The 16,336-nt window shown below is 67.0% G+C and carries 16 protein-coding genes; 4 read left to right on the forward strand and 12 right to left on the reverse strand.

Annotated elements, in window-relative coordinates:
- The first annotated feature begins 16 nt into the window (after positions 1–16).
- Complete coding sequence (locus EQ874_RS02660; protein ID WP_129975375.1) at positions 17–1,024, forward strand: LacI family DNA-binding transcriptional regulator; 1,008 nt, start codon at positions 17–19, stop codon at positions 1,022–1,024.
- 6 nt (positions 1,025–1,030) lie between these two features.
- Here the strand turns inward: EQ874_RS02660 and EQ874_RS02665 are convergent, their stop codons facing one another.
- A complete protein-coding gene (locus EQ874_RS02665; protein ID WP_129975377.1) occupies positions 1,031–2,368 on the reverse strand; it encodes a serine/threonine protein kinase in 1,338 nt (445 codons plus the stop codon).
- A gap of 192 nt (positions 2,369–2,560) precedes the next feature.
- Here EQ874_RS02665 and EQ874_RS02670 point away from each other — a divergent pair, with 192 nt between their 5' ends.
- The 3 genes from EQ874_RS02670 to eutC all read left to right on the forward strand — a co-directional run bounded on the left by EQ874_RS02670 (position 2,561) and on the right by eutC (position 5,685).
- The gene (locus tag EQ874_RS02670) at positions 2,561–3,391 is read left to right on the forward strand and encodes an SGNH/GDSL hydrolase family protein (protein ID WP_242496607.1); all 831 of its coding nucleotides are present in this window, start codon (positions 2,561–2,563) and stop codon (positions 3,389–3,391) included.
- Positions 3,392–3,511: 120 nt separating this feature from the next.
- On the forward strand, positions 3,512–4,924 hold the full coding sequence (locus EQ874_RS02675) for an ethanolamine ammonia-lyase subunit EutB (RefSeq protein WP_129975381.1): 1,413 nt from the start codon (positions 3,512–3,514) through the stop codon (positions 4,922–4,924).
- Positions 4,921–5,685 carry an ethanolamine ammonia-lyase subunit EutC gene (eutC, locus tag EQ874_RS02680; RefSeq protein ID WP_129975383.1) on the forward strand — a complete coding sequence of 255 codons (765 nt, stop codon included), beginning with the start codon at positions 4,921–4,923 and terminating at the stop codon, positions 5,683–5,685. Before EQ874_RS02675 ends, eutC begins: the two co-directional genes overlap by 4 nt.
- Before the next feature lie 51 nt (positions 5,686–5,736).
- On the opposite strand, the gene EQ874_RS02685 is transcribed toward eutC, so the two are convergent.
- The 11 genes from EQ874_RS02685 to EQ874_RS02735 form a co-directional block, all read right to left on the reverse strand.
- Entirely contained in the window at positions 5,737–6,513 is a 777-nt protein-coding gene (locus EQ874_RS02685) for a glucose 1-dehydrogenase (RefSeq protein ID WP_347400863.1), read from the reverse strand.
- A 1-nt stretch (position 6,514) separates the two neighbouring features.
- The gene (locus EQ874_RS02690) at positions 6,515–7,264 is read right to left on the reverse strand and encodes an SDR family oxidoreductase (RefSeq protein ID WP_242496609.1); all 750 of its coding nucleotides are present in this window, start codon (positions 7,262–7,264) and stop codon (positions 6,515–6,517) included.
- A 38-nt stretch (positions 7,265–7,302) separates the two neighbouring features.
- A complete protein-coding gene (locus EQ874_RS02695) occupies positions 7,303–7,812 on the reverse strand; it encodes an SRPBCC domain-containing protein (RefSeq protein WP_129975385.1) in 510 nt (169 codons plus the stop codon).
- A gap of 14 nt (positions 7,813–7,826) precedes the next feature.
- Positions 7,827–8,642, reverse strand: a complete 816-nt coding sequence (locus tag EQ874_RS02700; RefSeq protein WP_129975387.1) for a mycofactocin-coupled SDR family oxidoreductase — start codon at positions 8,640–8,642, stop codon at positions 7,827–7,829.
- A 38-nt stretch (positions 8,643–8,680) separates the two neighbouring features.
- The gene (locus EQ874_RS02705) at positions 8,681–9,490 is read right to left on the reverse strand and encodes a MaoC/PaaZ C-terminal domain-containing protein (RefSeq protein ID WP_129975389.1); all 810 of its coding nucleotides are present in this window, start codon (positions 9,488–9,490) and stop codon (positions 8,681–8,683) included.
- Positions 9,491–9,542: 52 nt separating this feature from the next.
- On the reverse strand, positions 9,543–10,646 hold the full coding sequence (locus EQ874_RS02710; RefSeq protein ID WP_242496610.1) for an alkene reductase: 1,104 nt from the start codon (positions 10,644–10,646) through the stop codon (positions 9,543–9,545).
- Between the two features lie 202 nt (positions 10,647–10,848).
- The gene (locus EQ874_RS02715) at positions 10,849–11,892 is read right to left on the reverse strand and encodes a ferredoxin--NADP reductase (protein WP_129975391.1); all 1,044 of its coding nucleotides are present in this window, start codon (positions 11,890–11,892) and stop codon (positions 10,849–10,851) included.
- A 70-nt stretch (positions 11,893–11,962) separates the two neighbouring features.
- Entirely contained in the window at positions 11,963–13,609 is a 1,647-nt protein-coding gene (locus EQ874_RS02720) for an NAD(P)/FAD-dependent oxidoreductase (RefSeq protein ID WP_129975393.1), read from the reverse strand.
- 70 nt (positions 13,610–13,679) lie between these two features.
- Positions 13,680–14,405 carry a glucose 1-dehydrogenase gene (locus EQ874_RS02725; protein WP_129975396.1) on the reverse strand — a complete coding sequence of 242 codons (726 nt, stop codon included), beginning with the start codon at positions 14,403–14,405 and terminating at the stop codon, positions 13,680–13,682.
- A gap of 28 nt (positions 14,406–14,433) precedes the next feature.
- On the reverse strand, positions 14,434–15,375 hold the full coding sequence (locus EQ874_RS02730) for an alpha/beta hydrolase (RefSeq protein WP_129975398.1): 942 nt from the start codon (positions 15,373–15,375) through the stop codon (positions 14,434–14,436).
- A 160-nt stretch (positions 15,376–15,535) separates the two neighbouring features.
- Positions 15,536–16,336, reverse strand: a complete 801-nt coding sequence (locus EQ874_RS02735; RefSeq protein ID WP_129975400.1) for an SDR family oxidoreductase — start codon at positions 16,334–16,336, stop codon at positions 15,536–15,538.

Consider the following 16,336-nt stretch of genomic DNA (forward strand, 5'->3'; position numbering starts at 1 on the left):
CAAGCAGGAGAGCCGAATGCCCCGTCCGGACCGCGCCCCGACACTCAAGGAGATCGCCGAGCGCGCCGGCGTTCACGTCTCGACGGCCTCGCGGGTGTTGCGCCAGCCCGAACCGGTCGACGGCTGGTCGGACTCCGCCCAGCGGGTGCGGGAGGTAGCGGCCGAACTGGGATATCGGCCCAACCTGTGGGCAGCGAGCCTGCGCACCCGCAAGACCACGACTCTCGGCGTCGTCATGCCGCGGCTCACCGACGGCGTGGTCGCCACCACCTACCAGGGCATCGAGGAAGCCGCCACGAAAGCGGGCTATTCGGTGTTGCTGTCGAGTCCACCCGACGATCTCGAGGCACAACGTCGCGCCATCGCGCTGCTGGTGGGCCGCCAGGTCGACGGTCTGCTGTTGAGCAGCCTGCACCTTCCCGGTCGTCCGTTCGTCGAGTCGCTGGCACTCGGATCGCTGCCCATCCTGGCGGTCACCCGCCATGCCGACGCGGGGTTGCCGTTCGTGGTGGGCGACGACTACCGAGGGGGAGCGCTGGCCGCCCGGCACCTGCTCGACCGTGGTTACGACGACCTGGCGATCATCGCCGGTCCCGACCACGCCAGCACCGCCCACGACCGCCGCGACGGCTTCGTCGACACCCTGAAGGAAGCGTCGGTGTCACTGCCGCCCGAGCGGATCGTGCGGTCGAGCTTCGACGTCGCCGGGGGTGTGGAGGCCGCCGGTGCACTGCTGGATCGTCCGGATCGTCCCCGCGCGATCTTCGCGGTCAGCGACACCATCGCCATCGGCATCCTCGGCGTCGCCCGCGACCTGGGTCTGTCCATCCCCGGCGATCTCGCCGTGGTCGGTTACAACGACATCCCCGTCGTCGCGCAGCTGCCGGTGCCACTCACCACCGTGCGTTCACCCGCGCACGATATCGGGGAGACCGCCATCGAGCGGCTGCTCGAACTCGTGCGCGACGGGGAAACGGAGTCGACGCGACTTCCCGTCGAACTCGTGGTGCGCGGATCGAGCTGAGCGGCCTCAGCCGTTGCCGTTGCCGTTGCCGCGGCCGCTGTTCCCGTTCCCGTTCCCGTTCCCATTACCGTTGTTGCCGTTGCCGTTCCCGTTGTTGCCCCGGGAATTGCCGCTGCCGTTCCCGTTGTTGTTGCCGGGCCCGTTGTTCCCGCGGGACTCCGGTCCGGACCTCGTGGGCACGGAATCGGTCGGTGGTGCGACGGGGACGGTCTCCGGGACGGGCGCGATCGGAGTCTCGACTGCGGTGCTCGCCGGAACGACCCCGGAGTCGGTGGGCTGGGGGATCTCGGTCGTCGCCGGTATCCGTCGAGGAAGCGACGCGGAGGTGCCCGAAGTGGCGGTTTCCGGAGTTGCGGCAGGCGGAGAGGCGGAATCCCGTCCGAATCCCAGCGCGAGGCCGCCCACGGTGATCGCTCCGACCAGCGTCAGTCCCGTCGCGAGGAGAACTCCACGAGGACGATCCGTGGATCTGTGTGCGGTGGTTGTCGGGCCGGCTACGGATCCTGCCGGCAGGCGGGACGTCGCGGCAGAGTATTCGCTGGAATTCCTCAGCGCCGAGAGCATCTCGCGTGCAGTGCGGAATCGGTCGGAAGGCTCACGTGCCATGGCCCGCTCGATCACCGCGACGAGTCCCGGATGGACATCCGGACGGAGCTCGGGCAGTGGCTGCGGTAGGTCGTGTGTGATGGCCCGTGCCAGCGCGAGGATGTTGTCCTCGGCGAACGGCCTCCGCCCGCACAGGGATTCGTAACCGACGATCCCCACCGCGTACAGATCGTCCGTCACGGACGCGGCATGTCCGGTGATGCGGTCCGGGCTCAGGTAGGCGACGGTCCCCACGAGTTCACCGGTGCGGGTGAGGTCGTCGCCGACGCTCTTGGCGATGCCGAAGTCGGCGACCTTGATCTCGCCGTTCTCTGTGATGAGCACGTTCGCCGGCTTGATGTCCCGATGGAGGATCCCTGCGTCGTGTGCGGCGACGAGAGCCTCGAGAATGCTGACGAGCACGGTGCGTACCCGATCGCCGGGCAGGGGTCCGCGAGAGATGTCGTCTGCGAGGGTGCGGCCGGGGAGCCGTTCCATAACGATGTAGGGACGTCCGTCGTGTTCGCCTGTGTCGTACACGGCGACGATGCGAGGGTGGTTCAGGGCCGCGGCCGCCCGGGCCTCGACCTCGAAACGTCGTCGTACGTCCGGTCTGCTGCCGAACTCCCGTCCGAGCAGTTTGACCGCGACGGGCCGGTGGAGGCGAGTGTCCCAACCGTCGTGGATCTCGCCGCTCCCGCCCACGCCGAGTAGACCGCTCAGCTCGTAGCGGCCGTCGAGAACTTTGTGGGCGGTCACAGATGGACGGTAGCCGTTCGAACAGGAAGGTAAACAAAATGTGCTGGTGGGGCGAGGTGCATCCGCGCTTCATCCGGGATCTTTACCCGCTGCTCGTAACGTGTTTGTAATTCGTGCCGATCTCAAGCCGGGAGAACATGCTGTCGGAGGGTCTGGATGAAGACGATTGTGCGAGCCGGGATCGTCGCCGGCATGGCAGCTGCATCGATGGTGTGGCCGGTATCCGCGATGAGCGACCCGGGCAGCGAGCAGGGCATTCGCTACGTCGCGCTCGGCGACTCGCGTGCCGCCGGACCCTACCTCGACGCAGCGGCGATGATCAGCGGATGCGCCCGCGCCGACGCGGGATATCCGAATCTCGTCGCGGGTTCGCTGCACCCGGTCGGCTTCGTCAACGTCGCCTGTACGGGTGCGCGCACCGAACACATCACATCCGTCCCGCAGCAGACGTCGACCGGATCGGTCGCCCCGCAGATCGATTCGCTCGCCCCGGACACGAACCTCGTCACATTGAGCATCGGTGGCAATGATGTCGGCTGGTCGGGGATCGTCTCGGCGTGCTACACCGAGCTTCCGGGCGGCGACGCCCACTGCCGCACCGACCCGGGCACCGTCTCGCGCATGGACGCCGCCCTGAGTGCGCTCGGACCGAAGGTCACCGCGACACTCACCGCCGTTCAGCAACGTGCACCGCGCGCACGGGTCCTGCTGGTCGGGCACGGCGGCGTCTTCGGCAACCGGGGTTGCTGGCCGAACATCCCCACCAGCGACGCCGATGCGTCGTTCGTGACGAACTTCTTCTCCCGGATGAACCGTGTGCTCGCCCGGTCCGCCGCCGAGGCCGGTGCCGAGTTCGTCGACGTCATGGCCGGGGCTGAAGGGCACGACGCGTGTGCGCCCTCCGAGCAGCGCTGGTACGAGGGGAGACAGTCGCTGTCGCTGGCGAAGACCCTCCACCCCACCGCGGCGGGGATGCGGCACATGGCGCAACGGGTTACGGACGTCTGGTATCAGCGGGGTTAGGAACCGACGACCAGCGGCGTTTCGTTCGCGACACTCACCGGACACGACGGCGAAAAGATGGAATGCTGCACTCCACTGCGTGCGCACATTCGTCGAACCGGTCCTGCGCGGGAGGCCTCGATGACGATCTACCGGCAACAGCTCGGCGGAACCGGCTACGAGTTCGACGGCCTCGTCGACCTGCTCGGGAAGGCCTCACCGCGCCGCTCGGGCGATGAACTCGCCGGGTGCGCCGCCACCTCGGACGCCGAACGTGCCGCGGCACAGCTGGCTCTGGCGGATCTCCCGCTGACCGCCTTCCTCACCGAGGAGGTCGTCCCGTACGAGACCGACGAGGTGACCAGGCTGATCGTCGACACCCATGACGCGACGGCCTTCGCGCCGGTCTCGCACATGACCGTCGGGGAACTGCGCGACCACCTCCTGGAGGTCGCGGCCCGACCGGACTCGGCCGACGTGTTCGCGGCACTCGCGCCGGGACTCACCCCGGAGATGGTCGCGGCGACCAGCAAGATCATGCGGAACCAGGATCTCATCGCGGTCTCCCGTGCCGCGACCGTGACCAGTGCGTTCCGCACGACCATCGGATTGCCCGGCCGGCTCGCGACACGCCTGCAACCGAACCATCCCGTCGACGATCCGCGTGGGGTCGCCGCGTCCGTCCTCGACGGTCTGCTGATGGGGTGCGGCGACGCGGTCGTCGGCATCAATCCGGCGAGCGACTCGCCGCACGCCGTGTCCGACCTGCTGCACCTGCTCGACGAGATCCGGCAACGATTCGAGATCCCCACCCAGTCGTGCGTGCTCACCCACGTCACCACCACCATCGACCTGATCGAGAAGGACGCACCCGTCGACCTGGTGTTCCAGTCCGTCGCCGGCACCGAAGGCGCCAACCGCAGCTTCGGGGTGGACCTGGCAGTGCTGCGGGAGGGCAACGAAGCCGGCAGGTCGCTGCGACGGGGGACCGTCGGCAGCAACGTCATGTACTTCGAGACCGGGCAGGGCTCGGCGTTGTCGTCGGGCACCCATTTCGGGACCGGGGGCAGACCGGTGGATCAACAGACCCTCGAAGCGCGCGCGTATGCCGTTGCGCGCGAGTTCGATCCGCTGCTCGTCAACACGGTCGTCGGATTCATCGGACCGGAATACCTCTACGACGGCAAGCAGATCATCCGCGCGGGTCTCGAAGACCAGTTCTGCGGCAAACTCCTCGGCCTGCCGATGGGCGTGGACGTCTGCTACACCAACCACGCCGAAGCCGACCAGGACGACATGGACACCCTGCTCACCCTGTTGGCCGTTGCCGGAACAGCATTCGTCATCACCGTCCCGGGCGCCGACGATGTGATGCTCGGCTACCAGTCGCTGTCGTTCCACGACGCGCTGTACGTGCGGGAGGCCGCCGACCTGCGACCGGCACCGGAATTCGAGGACTGGCTACGCAGGCAGGGCATGGCGGACGACGTCGGTCGCATTCTGCCGGTGGACGTCGGCGCCTCCCCGCTGCGCGCACTCGGAGGTGCCCTGTGAGCGACTTGTGGGACGAACTGCGCCGGCACACCCAAGCCCGGATCGGACTGGGACGCACCGGGAACAGCATCCCGACACGTCGTCATCTGGAATTCGTGACGGCCCATGCCGAGGCGCGCGACGCTGTGCACGTCCCGCTCGATGTGCCCGGGATGGTGCGGCGGACGAAGGAACTCGGATTCGGCGATCCGTTGGTCGTGGAAAGCGCAGCGGAAGATCGCAGTACGTATCTGCGACGTCCCGACCTCGGCCGGCAGCTCGCCGAGGGAATCACGCTGCCGCGAGCGGAGGCCGATGTCGGCATCGCGCTGTGCGACGGATTGTCGTCCACTGCCCTCGACGCCCACGGACCCGATCTTCTCGCAGCGATCGTCGCTGCCCTGCCGGGGCTGAGGGTGGCGCCGCCGGTGATCGCGACGCAGGCGCGGGTCGCGCTGGGGGACCATATCGGTGAGCAGCTCGGCGTCACGACGATGCTCGTGATCATCGGCGAACGCCCCGGTCTGTCGGTGGCCGACAGCGTCGGTGTGTACCTGACGTACTGCCCCAGGCCGGGACGCAGTGACGCCGAATGCAACTGCGTGTCGAACATCCACCCGCCCGGCGGGATGACCTACGAGCACGCGGCGCGCGTCGTTGCGGCCCTCGTGAACGGCGCGCGGCAGTTGGGGGCGTCGGGGGTCGCGTTGAAGGACACCTCGCGGGACCCCGCACTCACCGACCCCGCCAGCGGAGCGGGAATCGGTCATCGGAGCGCTTAATAGCTTGCACTGATGACTATTTCGCGCTCCGCTGCGACGAGGACCTGCTGATTACTGCGCGGTGTAGCCGCCGTCCACGAGGAATTCCCCACCGGTGATGAACGACGCTTCGTCACTCGCCAGGAACGCGACGAGGCCCGCCACTTCGTCCGAGGTGCCGAGCCTGCCCAGTGGTGTCAGTGCAGCCATCCGCTCTCGGCCCTGGTCTCCGAGCGTCGGGGTGTCGATGAAACCCGGATGCACCGAGTTCACACGGACGCCCTGCCGTGCCCAGGCGACGGCCGTGTTCTTCGAAAGCGCCCGCACGGCGCCCTTCGCCGCCGCATATGCCGGGGCGGATCCGAACCCTCCGATGACGCCGAACATCGAACTGACGTTGACGACCGAACCGTAGCCGGACGCCTTCAGCGCGGAGCTCGCCGCACGCTGGCCGAGGAAGACGCTGGTCTGCGTCACCGCGATGACCCGGGCGTAGAGCTCCGTCTCGGTGTCCTCGATCAGGTCCGGATGAGCGATTCCGGCGTTGTTCACCAGGATCCCGAGGCTCCCGAAGGTGTCGACCGTCTCGGCGATCGTCTCCTGCCACTCCGCTTCGGAGGAGACGTCCAGGTGCTGGTAGACGGCTCGACCGCCACCGTCCACGATCGACTGCGCCACAGCGGTGCCGAGGTCGTCCTGGATATCGGCGACGACCACGGCGCCACCTTCGGCGGCGATACGTTCCGCGACCGCACGACCGATCCCGCTCGCGGCGCCGGTCACCAGCGCCACCTTGTTCTCGAACCGACTTATCGACCCGCTCCCTTCTCGGAGTTCCGCATACGGGATGTCAGACTCCGAGAGCGACCCGACCGGCAGTGGCCCCACCGTCGACGATCAGATCGTGCCCGGTGACGTAGTTCGCGTCGTCCGAGGCGAGGTACAGAATGCCCGTGGCCATCTGGGAGGGGTTCGCGGCGTATCCGACGGGCTGGAGCTTGTCGAGGACGTCGACGATGCCCTCCACGTCCGGCACCATTCCGCTCAACATGGTTCCCGGCGAGATCGTGTTCACACGAACACCTTTGGGTGCGAGTTCGAGTGCGCACGCCTTGGACATCGCGACCACGGCCGCCTTCGTGCCGCAGTAGACGGCCATGCCCTCGGTGGGCAGGTAGCCGCCGTTCGAGGCTGTGTTGACGATGACGCCGGATCCTTGCTCCGCCATCACCCGACCTGCCGCGCGCGTGCCGTAGAAGATGCCGGCGAAGTTCACGGCCACCACACGTTCGAAGTCGTCGTTCGTCGTGTCGAGCAGTGGGCCGGCGGCGTGGACACCGGCGTTGTTGCACATCACGTCGAGCCGTCCGTGCCGCGCGACGGTTCCGCTGACGAGAGCCTCGACATCATCCGGATTGCCGACGTCGGTACGGACGAACTCGGCGCCGATCTCCTGTGCTGCGGCCTCACCTGCCTCTTGGCTGATGTCCGCCATCACCACGCGAGCACCTTCGGCGACCATCAGTTCGGCGGTCGCCCGGCCGAGACCGGAAGAGGCGCCGGTGATGATGACGATCTTGTCCTGCATACGATGTGCCATGTCGGCCTTTCTGATGGTGGTGCCGGGAAGTGGAAGTGTCAGGCGGTGGGCGAACCGAGGCTGCGCTCGGCGTGGAGCGCCTCGCTGCGCTTCTTCAGTGCGACGGCGGTGTCGTCGAAGGCGCGCTTCACCCACATACCGCTGTCGGCCATGATCTGGTGCGCTTCCTCGCCGAGGAAGGCGTCGGTGGAGTAGTAGCGGCACCGGTTCTCGTCGATCGGTTCGATGACCTGATCGCGTCGGGCAGCCTGCGCGGAGACCTCGGTGGGGCGGAGCTCCCATGACAGCAGGCGTTCCGGCACCACGGCACAGACGTATTCGGTGTACGGGAAGGTCTCCGTGGCTCCCGAGTAGTCGGCCAGCGTCATATTCACGGGCGCACCGATTTCCAGCGTCGATTGCGCCGCGATGCAGAAGGGGTTCCAGTTCGGGTAGTTGTCGAGGTCGGTGAGGACCTCCCACACGACACTCGCGGGTGCGCCGATCTCGACCTCGTCGGAGCGAACGGTGGTGGCGGAATCGTATTCGGGGATGGACAGTTCGGCCATCGGACCTCCAATAGTCAGCGGATGAGGGTTCCCAGGTCGACCGGAATCTGAGCTCCGGTGATGTGACGAGCTTCGTCGGACAGCAGCCAGGCGACGGTGCCGGCGATGTCCTCCGGGTCGGTCGCCGCGTCCGGCAGGGCGTTCATGAAGATCGGCCCCAGAGTGTCGGCATGATCGGCGATCAGCTGCTGCATCTCGACCGGCTGCATGTCGGTGGTCACCCCGGCTGGGTGAACAGTGTTGACGCGGATGCGGTGCTGGCCGAGTTCGTTGGCCAGGGTCTTGCACAGACCGACGACCCCGTGCTTGCTGGCCGAATAGGCTGCCACGAAAGGCAGCCCACGCAGACCCGCCACCGAGCTCGTCATGACGATGGCGCCGCCGCGGCCCTGCTCGAGCAGGATCGGCACGGCCGCCTTGACGGTGTGGAAGACCCCGGTCAGGTTGATGTCGATGGTCTCCTTCCACTGCTCGAGGGCGTGCTCCCAGGTGGTGGCGGCGGTGCAGACACCGGCATTGGCGACGACGACGTCGAGGCCGCCGAGTTCGGCGACGCCCTCCGAGAGCGCCTGCTGGAGCGCGTCGAAGTCGCGGACGTCGACCTCGCGGGCGACGATGCGCCGGCCGAGCGCTTCGACCTCCTTGACGGTGACGGCCAAGTCGTCGGGGGTGGCGCCGGGGTAGGCGGGGTATTCGAGGGGCTTGCAGATGTCGATGGCGATGATGTCGGCGCCTTCGCTCGCGAGCCGGACGGCTTCGGCGCGGCCCTGCCCGCGGGCGGCTCCGGTGATGAAGGCGATCTTGCCTTCGAATCGGGGTGTGCTCGTCATGATGCTCCGATCGGAACGGGAAGGGGGTGTGGTCGGGTTCAGCCGAAGGACACGCGGCCACCGGTCAGGGCGGCACCGCCGTCGGTGGTCACGTCGAAGCGCGCGTCGGTGGCGTCGCCCCAGGCGCGGACCTGCGCGGTGTCGCCGGGGAAGACGGGTGCCGCGAAGCGACCGGCCAGGGCCTTCAGATCGGCCGGGTGGGCGCCGAGCATGTCTGCGAGAGGCAAGGTGGTCGCGGCGAAGGTGCACAGGCCGTGCAGGATCGGACGCGGTTGTCCGATGCGTGCTGCGGCGTCGGGATCGATGTGGATGTGGTGCCGGTCGCCGGTGAGACGGTAGAGCGCAGCCTGATCGGGATCGGTCGTCAGAGTGCCGACGACGGTCGGGCCCCCCTCGGGCGCGGACGGCGCCGAGGGGCCGCGATCGCCGCCGAATCCGCCTGCGCCGGGAGCGAACAGCGACCAGGCGGCCACGAAGTAGTCGCTCTCGACGACGACCTCGAACACCGCGGCACGGCCCTTGTCCCAGACCTCGCCGACTCGTGCCGACAGCACGATCTCGCCGGAGCGGGGCAGGGGAGCAAATACGTCGAGACTCTGTGAGCCGTGGAGGGCGGTCTTCGTGTCGAACGCTCCGAGCACGCCCAGCGCATCGGGTGCCCACTGGGCCAGGGTCAGGGCGAAGGTGGGCAGGACGCGGAGCCGGTCCTCGAAGACCAGGTCGAGGTCGGTGGCGTGGGCACCGACCGCCAGCGCGTACAGGATGGCATCGCGCTCGTCGTAGCCGACCACTCGGGTGCCCAGGTCGAGGCCACGCCACCGGGTGGGGGTTGACGTCGTTTCCGTCATCGATGGAGATTCCTTCTGGTGTTCTCGGCGCGCGTGTGGCGTATCTGTCGGGTCACACGGTCGCCGGGCTGAATCGCGGGTAGTCGAGATATCCCTCGGCGCCCCCGCCGTAGTAGGTGCTCGGGTCCGGTGCCGTCAGTGGCCACCCGTTCTGCAGGCGTGCGACGAGGTCGGGGTTCGCGATGAACGGTTGCCCGAAGGCGGCGAGGTCGATCAGGTCCCGCTCGATCAGCTCGTCGGCGTATTCCTGGGTCATTCCACCGGCGAGGATGATCGTTCCCCGGAACCGGGCACGGAAGGCCGTGAGAAAGTCGGTGCCGAGGACCCGACCGCCGGAGGGCCGCTGGTCGATGAGGTGGATGTAGGCGAGGTTGCGACGCGACAGTTCCGAGGCCAGGTACAGATAGGTCTCTGCGGCCTCGGGATAGGCGGGCATGTCGAACAGTTCGCTGAAGGGGGAGATCCGGATTCCGACCCGGGCGGAGCCGAGTACCTCGATCACGGCGTCGACCGTCTCGAGCAGGAACCGGGCGCGATCGGTGTAGGAGCCGCCGTAGCGGTCGGACCGGGTGTTGGTCGCGGGGTTGAGGAACTGTTCGAACAGGTAGCCGTTGGCGCCGTGCAACTCGACACCGTCGAAGCCGGCAACCCCGGCATTGGTTGCCGCGCTCGCGAAGTCGTCGACCACCCGGCCGACTTCCTCGGTGCTCAGCGGGCGGGGATCGCCGACGTCGACGAAGCCGACGTTCCCGTCGTCGTCGAGTGCGAAGATCTTGCTCTCCGGAGCGGGCACGGCACCTGCGCTGACGGGTTGTCCGCCTTCCGGCTGGAGGGAGGCGTGCGACAACCGGCCGACGTGCCAGAGCTGGGCGAAGATCCGCCCGCCCTCGCTGTGGACGGCGTCGGTGACCGTGCGCCATCCGGCGACCTGCGCCGGCGACCAGATTCCCGGAACGTACACGTAGCCTTGCGCTTCCGGGGAGATCGGTGTGCCTTCGGTGACGATCAGTCCGGCGGTCGCCCGCTGGCGATAGTACTCCGCAGTCTCCGCCGTCGGGATCGTGTCGATGCACCGTGCCCGTGTCATGGGCGCCATCACGAGACGATTGTCGAGGACGAGTCCGCCGAGCCGATGGGTGTCGAACAACCGAGTCAACGCTGTCTCTTTTCTGGAGGAGGTCTACGACTCTTGTTCACGGCCGCGGCGCGGAGCTCGCTCGGGCCGTGGTGCCCGGAGATCGAAACGCGACAGAAAGTATTGGAGTAGAACAGATTTCACCCGCACGGGCCGTGATAGAGATCACTGTAGCCTTTGGCTGCGACGGCGTCAACACATCCGGCCCGTCGAGTGAACGGGGTCAGAACTCGATCTCGATCGGACCCGAGTCGGGACGTGCCTGGCATCCGAGGATGTACCCCTCGGCGATATCGGACGGATCGAGGATGTCCGACTTCTCCATCACGACCGTCCCCGAAACAACTGTGCACGAGCAGGATCCGCATTCACCCGATCGGCAGGAGAACGGCACGTCGACACCGCGGTCGAGCAACACGTCGACAAGGGTGTTGCCGCTCGGCCACCCGAACCGATGCGACTCGCCGTCCAGGTGCACGACCGTCTCCACCGCAGAAGCAGGATCGCCGTCGACGAGCGGCGCGGGTGCTTCGAAGGGGTCGCCGGAAAGCGAGACGAACACTTCCTGATGGAAGCGCTCCGCGGGAACAGCTGCCGCTCGCACCCCGTCGGCGACGCCGTCCATGAACGGGGCGGGGCCACAGACGAACACCTCCCGTGAGGTGTGCTCCGCCGCCAGTGCCGCGAACCTGTCACGTGAAGGGATGCCGTGCACGTCGTCGAACCAGTAGTGGAGCGTCAGACGGTCGTCGAACTTCGCGGCGTAGTCCTCGAGTTCGCGGTGGAAGATCACCGAATCGCGGTCACGATTGGCGTAGAAGAGAACGACCGACCGGTCGGACCGGAGCAGGGCCGTCTTCAGGATCGAGATGATCGGCGTGATGCCGCTCCCTGCTGCGAACAGCAGGAAATCTCTCGTGAAATCCGCCGGCGTGAAGCGACCTGAGGGCGGCAGGACGGTGAGGGAATTGCCCGGTTCGACGTTGTCGCACAACCAATTCGAACCGTATCCGCTGGAAGTTCGCTTGACCGTGACCTTCAACTCGTCGTCGATGCCGGGAGCGCTCGACAGCGAATACGACCGGGCCACATGTCCGGTGCGGTCGCTCGGTATCCGGACGGTCAGGAACTGGCCGGGGCGGTACGCGAACAGTTCACGAGAGTTCTCCGGCGTGCGCAGGACGATCGACTTCGAATCCGGGGTCTCTTCGATGACGTCGATGACGGTCAGTTCGTATCCGACACCGACGGTTTGCAAGGTGCTCACTCTCGGTCGCCTGCGCTCTCGTTGACTACGTTGTTCTCGTGAATTCGACTGTGTGATCCGGAATCCGGACTCAGGACAGGGGTACGCGCTGTTTCTTCTCGAATCCCGTGTAGCCCTCGTCCGCGGCGCGGGTGCACCAATCGGAATAGCGTTGGAAACCGCCGACGTACATCAGCAGGGCCCGCGGCTTGCCGGGGATGTTCGCACCCGTGTACCAGGAGTCGGTGCGGGAATGCATCGTGCCCGACGCAGCGGTGTCGACTTCGGCCGCCCACTCGCTCTCCTGCGCGGGGGTGGCGCTGAAGCGGGAGATCTCGTTCTCCTCGAGATGATCGATGGTCCGCAGGATCCAGTCGACCTGCCACTCACCCGTGGTGATCATCTGCGCCAGGACGGACGGGCTGCCGGGGCCGTGCACCATGAACAGGTTCGGGAAACCAGCCGTCATCAGACCGAAGACGGTCCTCGGTCCGCCGGCCCAGTGATCGGCGAGTCGTGCTCCGTCGACGCCGGTCACGTTCATCCTCAACATCGAACCGGTCATTGCGTCGAAGCCGGTGGCGAAGATGATCACGTCGAGGTCGTATTCGGACTCGTTGGTGCGAAGGCCCGACTCGGTGACCTCCTCGATGGGGTGGGCTCGTACGTCGACCAGGCTCACGTTGTCGCGGTTGAAGGTTTCGTAGTAGCCGGAGTCGATGCAGATCCGCTTGCCGCCGATCGGATAGGTCTTCGGGCACAGGAGTTCTGCGGTCTCCGGGTCGTGGACCACGGACCGGATCTTGTTGCGCACGAACTCGGCGAGGATCTCGTTCGCCTTCGGATCGCTGGAGGTATCGGTGAACGTCCGGATGAACTCGAGTCCGTTCCGGGCGTTCCACGCCCGCTCCATGATCTCTTCGCGCTCTTCTTCGGTGTAGTCGAAGATCGAACGCTGCTCGGCGACATTGCTCATGAGCACCGCGCCGTGGGTGCCGAGGATCTGCTTGCGCCGCTCGGGATAGTTGGCCTTCCACTCCTGCTGGTATTCCGCATCCAGTTTCCGGTTGCGCGAGGGAAGGCTGAAGTTCGGGGTCCGCTGGAAGACCGTGAGGTGCTCGGCAACTGCGGCGACCTCGGGGGTGATCTGGATGCCCGTGGAACCGGTACCGATCAGACCGACGTGCTTGCCGGCGAGGTCGACGCCCTCCTTGGGCCACCGCGAGGTGTGGTACGCCTCGCCGCGGAAGCGATCCAATCCGGGCCAGTCCGGGACGTTCGAGACGTCGAGGCTGCCGGTCGCCGCGATCACGTGCCGGGCGACGAAGCGGTCGCCGGAGGCGGTACCGACATGCCATTCGTCCGCGGACTCGTCGAAGGTCAGTTCGTCGACGCGGGTCTCGAAGCGGATGTCCTCGCGCAGGCCGAAGCGATCGGCCACATGGTTCGCGTATGCCTCGAGGTCCGGTTGCGGCGAGAAGTGCTCCGACCACGACCATTCCTGCTGGAGATCGTCGTCGAAGGAGTACGAGTACTGCATGGACTCGATGTCCACGCGGGCGCCGGGGTAGCGGTTCCAGTACCAGGTGCCGCCCACGCCGTCGCCTGCCTCCAGGCACACGGCCCGACGGCCCTGCTGACGGAGACGGTGAAGCGCATACATTCCGCTGAAGCCCGCGCCGATGACGACGTCGAAGCGTTCGGCGGTACGGCCGGCTTCCGGGGTCGAGGTGGACATGTTCCTCCAAGGATCGGATCTGCTTCAGCGGCGCGAGGCGGCCTGCTGAGGATTTCGGGGGTGGAGACTGCTACCCGAGCAGGGAGCCGCCGTCCGCGACGACGTCGGTGCCGTTGACGAAGGACGCGTCGTCCGAGGCGAGGAAGACCACGACGTTGGCGGTCTCCTGCGGGTCGGCCTGGCGCTTGAGGCCGGTCGGGGCTTCGGTGGAACCGGTGGTCGGCGACATGTCGGTGCGAAGGTTGCCGGGCAGCACCGCATTCACCCGGATCTTCGACGGCTCGAGCTCGATCGCTGCGGTCCGTGTCAGTCCGCGCAGCGCCCACTTCGACATGCTGTACGAGCCGTGCCCGGCATAGGACGTCGTGCCGGCGAGCGACGAGACGTTCACGATCGAACCGCCACCGCAGGCGCGCATAGCGGGGGCGACGGCCTGGATGCCGAGGAACGGTCCGCGCAGGTTGACGGCGAGGACCTTGTCGAGGTCGGCGACGGTTTCGTCCTCGAGGAGCTGCTTGCGGTAGATCGCCGCGTTGTTGACGAGGACGTCGAGGCCGCCGAAGGTCGAGGTCGCCACGGCGACAGTGGCGGCCCAGTCCTCCGGGGAGGTCACGTCGAGGTGGGTGTGGACGACGGAGTCTCCGAGGTCGTCGGCGACGGTCTTCGCCAGGTCGTCGAGGACGTCACCGATCACCACCGAGCAACCTTCGCGCGCGAGTGTCCGGACGATCCGTTCGCCCTGTCCGCGTGCGCCACCGGTGACGATCGCGACTTTTCCTTCGAAGCGGTGCGGCATGATTCTCCGATTCCGGGATGCTCGTGGTTCAGCTGGTCAGTGCTCGCCGGATGGCGGCGGTGTAGTCGGTGTCGATCCGCTGGGAGATCGCAGCCTGTGGGAACACTCCGGACGATCCGTGGAAGGTTCCGGGGTAGAGGTGCAGTTCGGTGGGCACGCCCGCCTGCGTCAACCGCTGGGCGTAGTCGATTCCCTCGTCGCGGAGCGGATCGAAGGAGGTGACCGCGATGTAGGCCGGGGGCAATCCGCGTAGGTCGACCGCTCTGGCAGGGGCGGCGTACTCCGATGTCGTATTCCGGTCGGCGTCGGCCCCGAGATAGTGACGCCAACTGTCGATCCCGTTCTGCCGGTTCCACAACGGGGAATCGATGTACTCGGTGGCAGAGGTCGTGAGCAGCCGGTCGTCGAGGACGGGGGAGTCGAGTGCCTGGAAGATCACCGCAGGACCACCGGTCTCGCGGGCCTTCAGTGCGACTGCCGCGGCGAGCCCGGCGCCGGCGCTGATCCCGGCGAGGACGATCCGGCTCGGGTCGATTCCGAGGTCGTTGTCGCCGGCAACCCAGGTCAGAGCGTCGTAGGCGTCGTGGAACGGTGTGGGGAAGGGATGTTCCGGCGCGAGGCGGTAGTTGACGGAGACCACCACCGCGCCGAGATTCGCGGCGAGTGCCGACGGAACCCGGACATCGGTGGCGGCGTCGCCGAAGACGAATCCGCCGCCGTGGAAATAAACGATTCCGGGAATCGGCCGGCCGGCACGGTCTTCCGGCCGGAACACGACGAGGTCGATGCCGGATCCGTCGATCGCCGGCGCTGTCCGGCGGGTCACCTCGACGGCCGCGGGCACGGCCGACATCGGATCTTCCGTCCTCATGGAAGCAATTACCGCACGCGCCTTTTCGGCATCGGAGACGTCGAGTTCGGGAAGGACTCCCATCATCGGCCGGTATGCGGGATCGACGGCGTAGGACATCGATTCCTCTCCTTGTGCAGTAGGAACGAAGCGCCCGGTATACCGCGACCGGAACGTCGGGAGGTGACCACGATCACTGCGGTTGGAGAAACTGTAGCCACTGGCTACCGCATCGTCAACCTTCGGTCGGGGATGTCGGCGTGAGAAGTGTCGGACCGGGTCAGAAGCCCGACATGTCGTACGGATACTTGTTCGTGGATCCACCGTCGACGACCATCACCTGGCCGGTGATCGTCCGGGCGAGGTCACTCACGAGAAAGGCCAGGGCGCTCGCGACGTCGGCCGGCAGGGTCAACCGCTGAAGCGGTATCTGGGCGCGGGTGTTCTCCAGCGCCTCGGAGTCGAGGAGCGCCGAGATCCGGGGCGTGACGACGAACCCCGGAGCCACCGCGTTGACGCGAATTCCGGAAGGGCCCAGCTCGATTGCCGCGGACCGGACCAGTGAGCCGAGCGCAGCTTTGTACACGCCGTAGGCAGCATGTACCGGGGAGCTGCCGATGCCGGAGACCGACGAGACGAAGGTGATGGATCCTTCGCCGCGGTCGCGGAGCCGAGGACCGAAATGCCGGAGTGCGAGCACCGCATGACGCAGGACGATGCCTTCTTCCCAACGCCAGTCGTCGTCGCTGATTTCGAGCAGGGGTCCGTAACGCGCCATGCCGATGACATCGACGACACCGTCGATCTCACCGACCCGGCCGACCAACGCCCTCATGTCGGAGTCGTCGGTGGCATCGACCTGCTCAGGTGTGGCCGGTGAGCCGATCTCTGCGCACACCGCATCGGCGCGGTCCCGGTCCACGTCGACGACGATCACCTCGGCACCGAGCTGGGCGAGGGCATGAGAGACCTGCCGTCCCATTCCCTGCCCGCCACCGAGCACGAGGTAACGGCGTTGTGCGAGGTCGAATCGGCTGCGGTAGTCGACTATCCGATCGCTTCCGGTACGGTCGTTCTGCAT

The organism is Rhodococcus sp. Q1 (assembly GCF_004153645.1).
Lineage (GTDB): Bacteria > Actinomycetota > Actinomycetes > Mycobacteriales > Mycobacteriaceae > Rhodococcus > Rhodococcus gordoniae.

Excerpts from the sequence above, each read along its gene's own strand:
- EQ874_RS02660 (WP_129975375.1), top strand. The coding sequence starts at position 17 with ATGCCCCGTCCGGACCGCGCCCCGACACTCAAGGAGATCGCCGAGCGC.
- EQ874_RS02670 (WP_242496607.1), top strand. The coding sequence starts at position 2,561 with ATGGCAGCTGCATCGATGGTGTGGCCGGTATCCGCGATGAGCGACCCG.
- EQ874_RS02675 (WP_129975381.1), top strand. The coding sequence starts at position 3,512 with ATGACGATCTACCGGCAACAGCTCGGCGGAACCGGCTACGAGTTCGAC.
- EQ874_RS02690 (WP_242496609.1), bottom strand. The coding sequence starts at position 7,264 with ATGGCACATCGTATGCAGGACAAGATCGTCATCATCACCGGCGCCTCT.
- EQ874_RS02695 (WP_129975385.1), bottom strand. The coding sequence starts at position 7,812 with ATGGCCGAACTGTCCATCCCCGAATACGATTCCGCCACCACCGTTCGC.
- EQ874_RS02700 (WP_129975387.1), bottom strand. The coding sequence starts at position 8,642 with ATGACGAGCACACCCCGATTCGAAGGCAAGATCGCCTTCATCACCGGA.
- EQ874_RS02705 (WP_129975389.1), bottom strand. The coding sequence starts at position 9,490 with ATGACGGAAACGACGTCAACCCCCACCCGGTGGCGTGGCCTCGACCTG.
- EQ874_RS02720 (WP_129975393.1), bottom strand. The coding sequence starts at position 13,609 with ATGTCCACCTCGACCCCGGAAGCCGGCCGTACCGCCGAACGCTTCGAC.
- EQ874_RS02725 (WP_129975396.1), bottom strand. The coding sequence starts at position 14,405 with ATGCCGCACCGCTTCGAAGGAAAAGTCGCGATCGTCACCGGTGGCGCA.
- EQ874_RS02730 (WP_129975398.1), bottom strand. The coding sequence starts at position 15,375 with ATGTCCTACGCCGTCGATCCCGCATACCGGCCGATGATGGGAGTCCTT.
- EQ874_RS02735 (WP_129975400.1), bottom strand. The coding sequence starts at position 16,336 with ATGCAGAACGACCGTACCGGAAGCGATCGGATAGTCGACTACCGCAGC.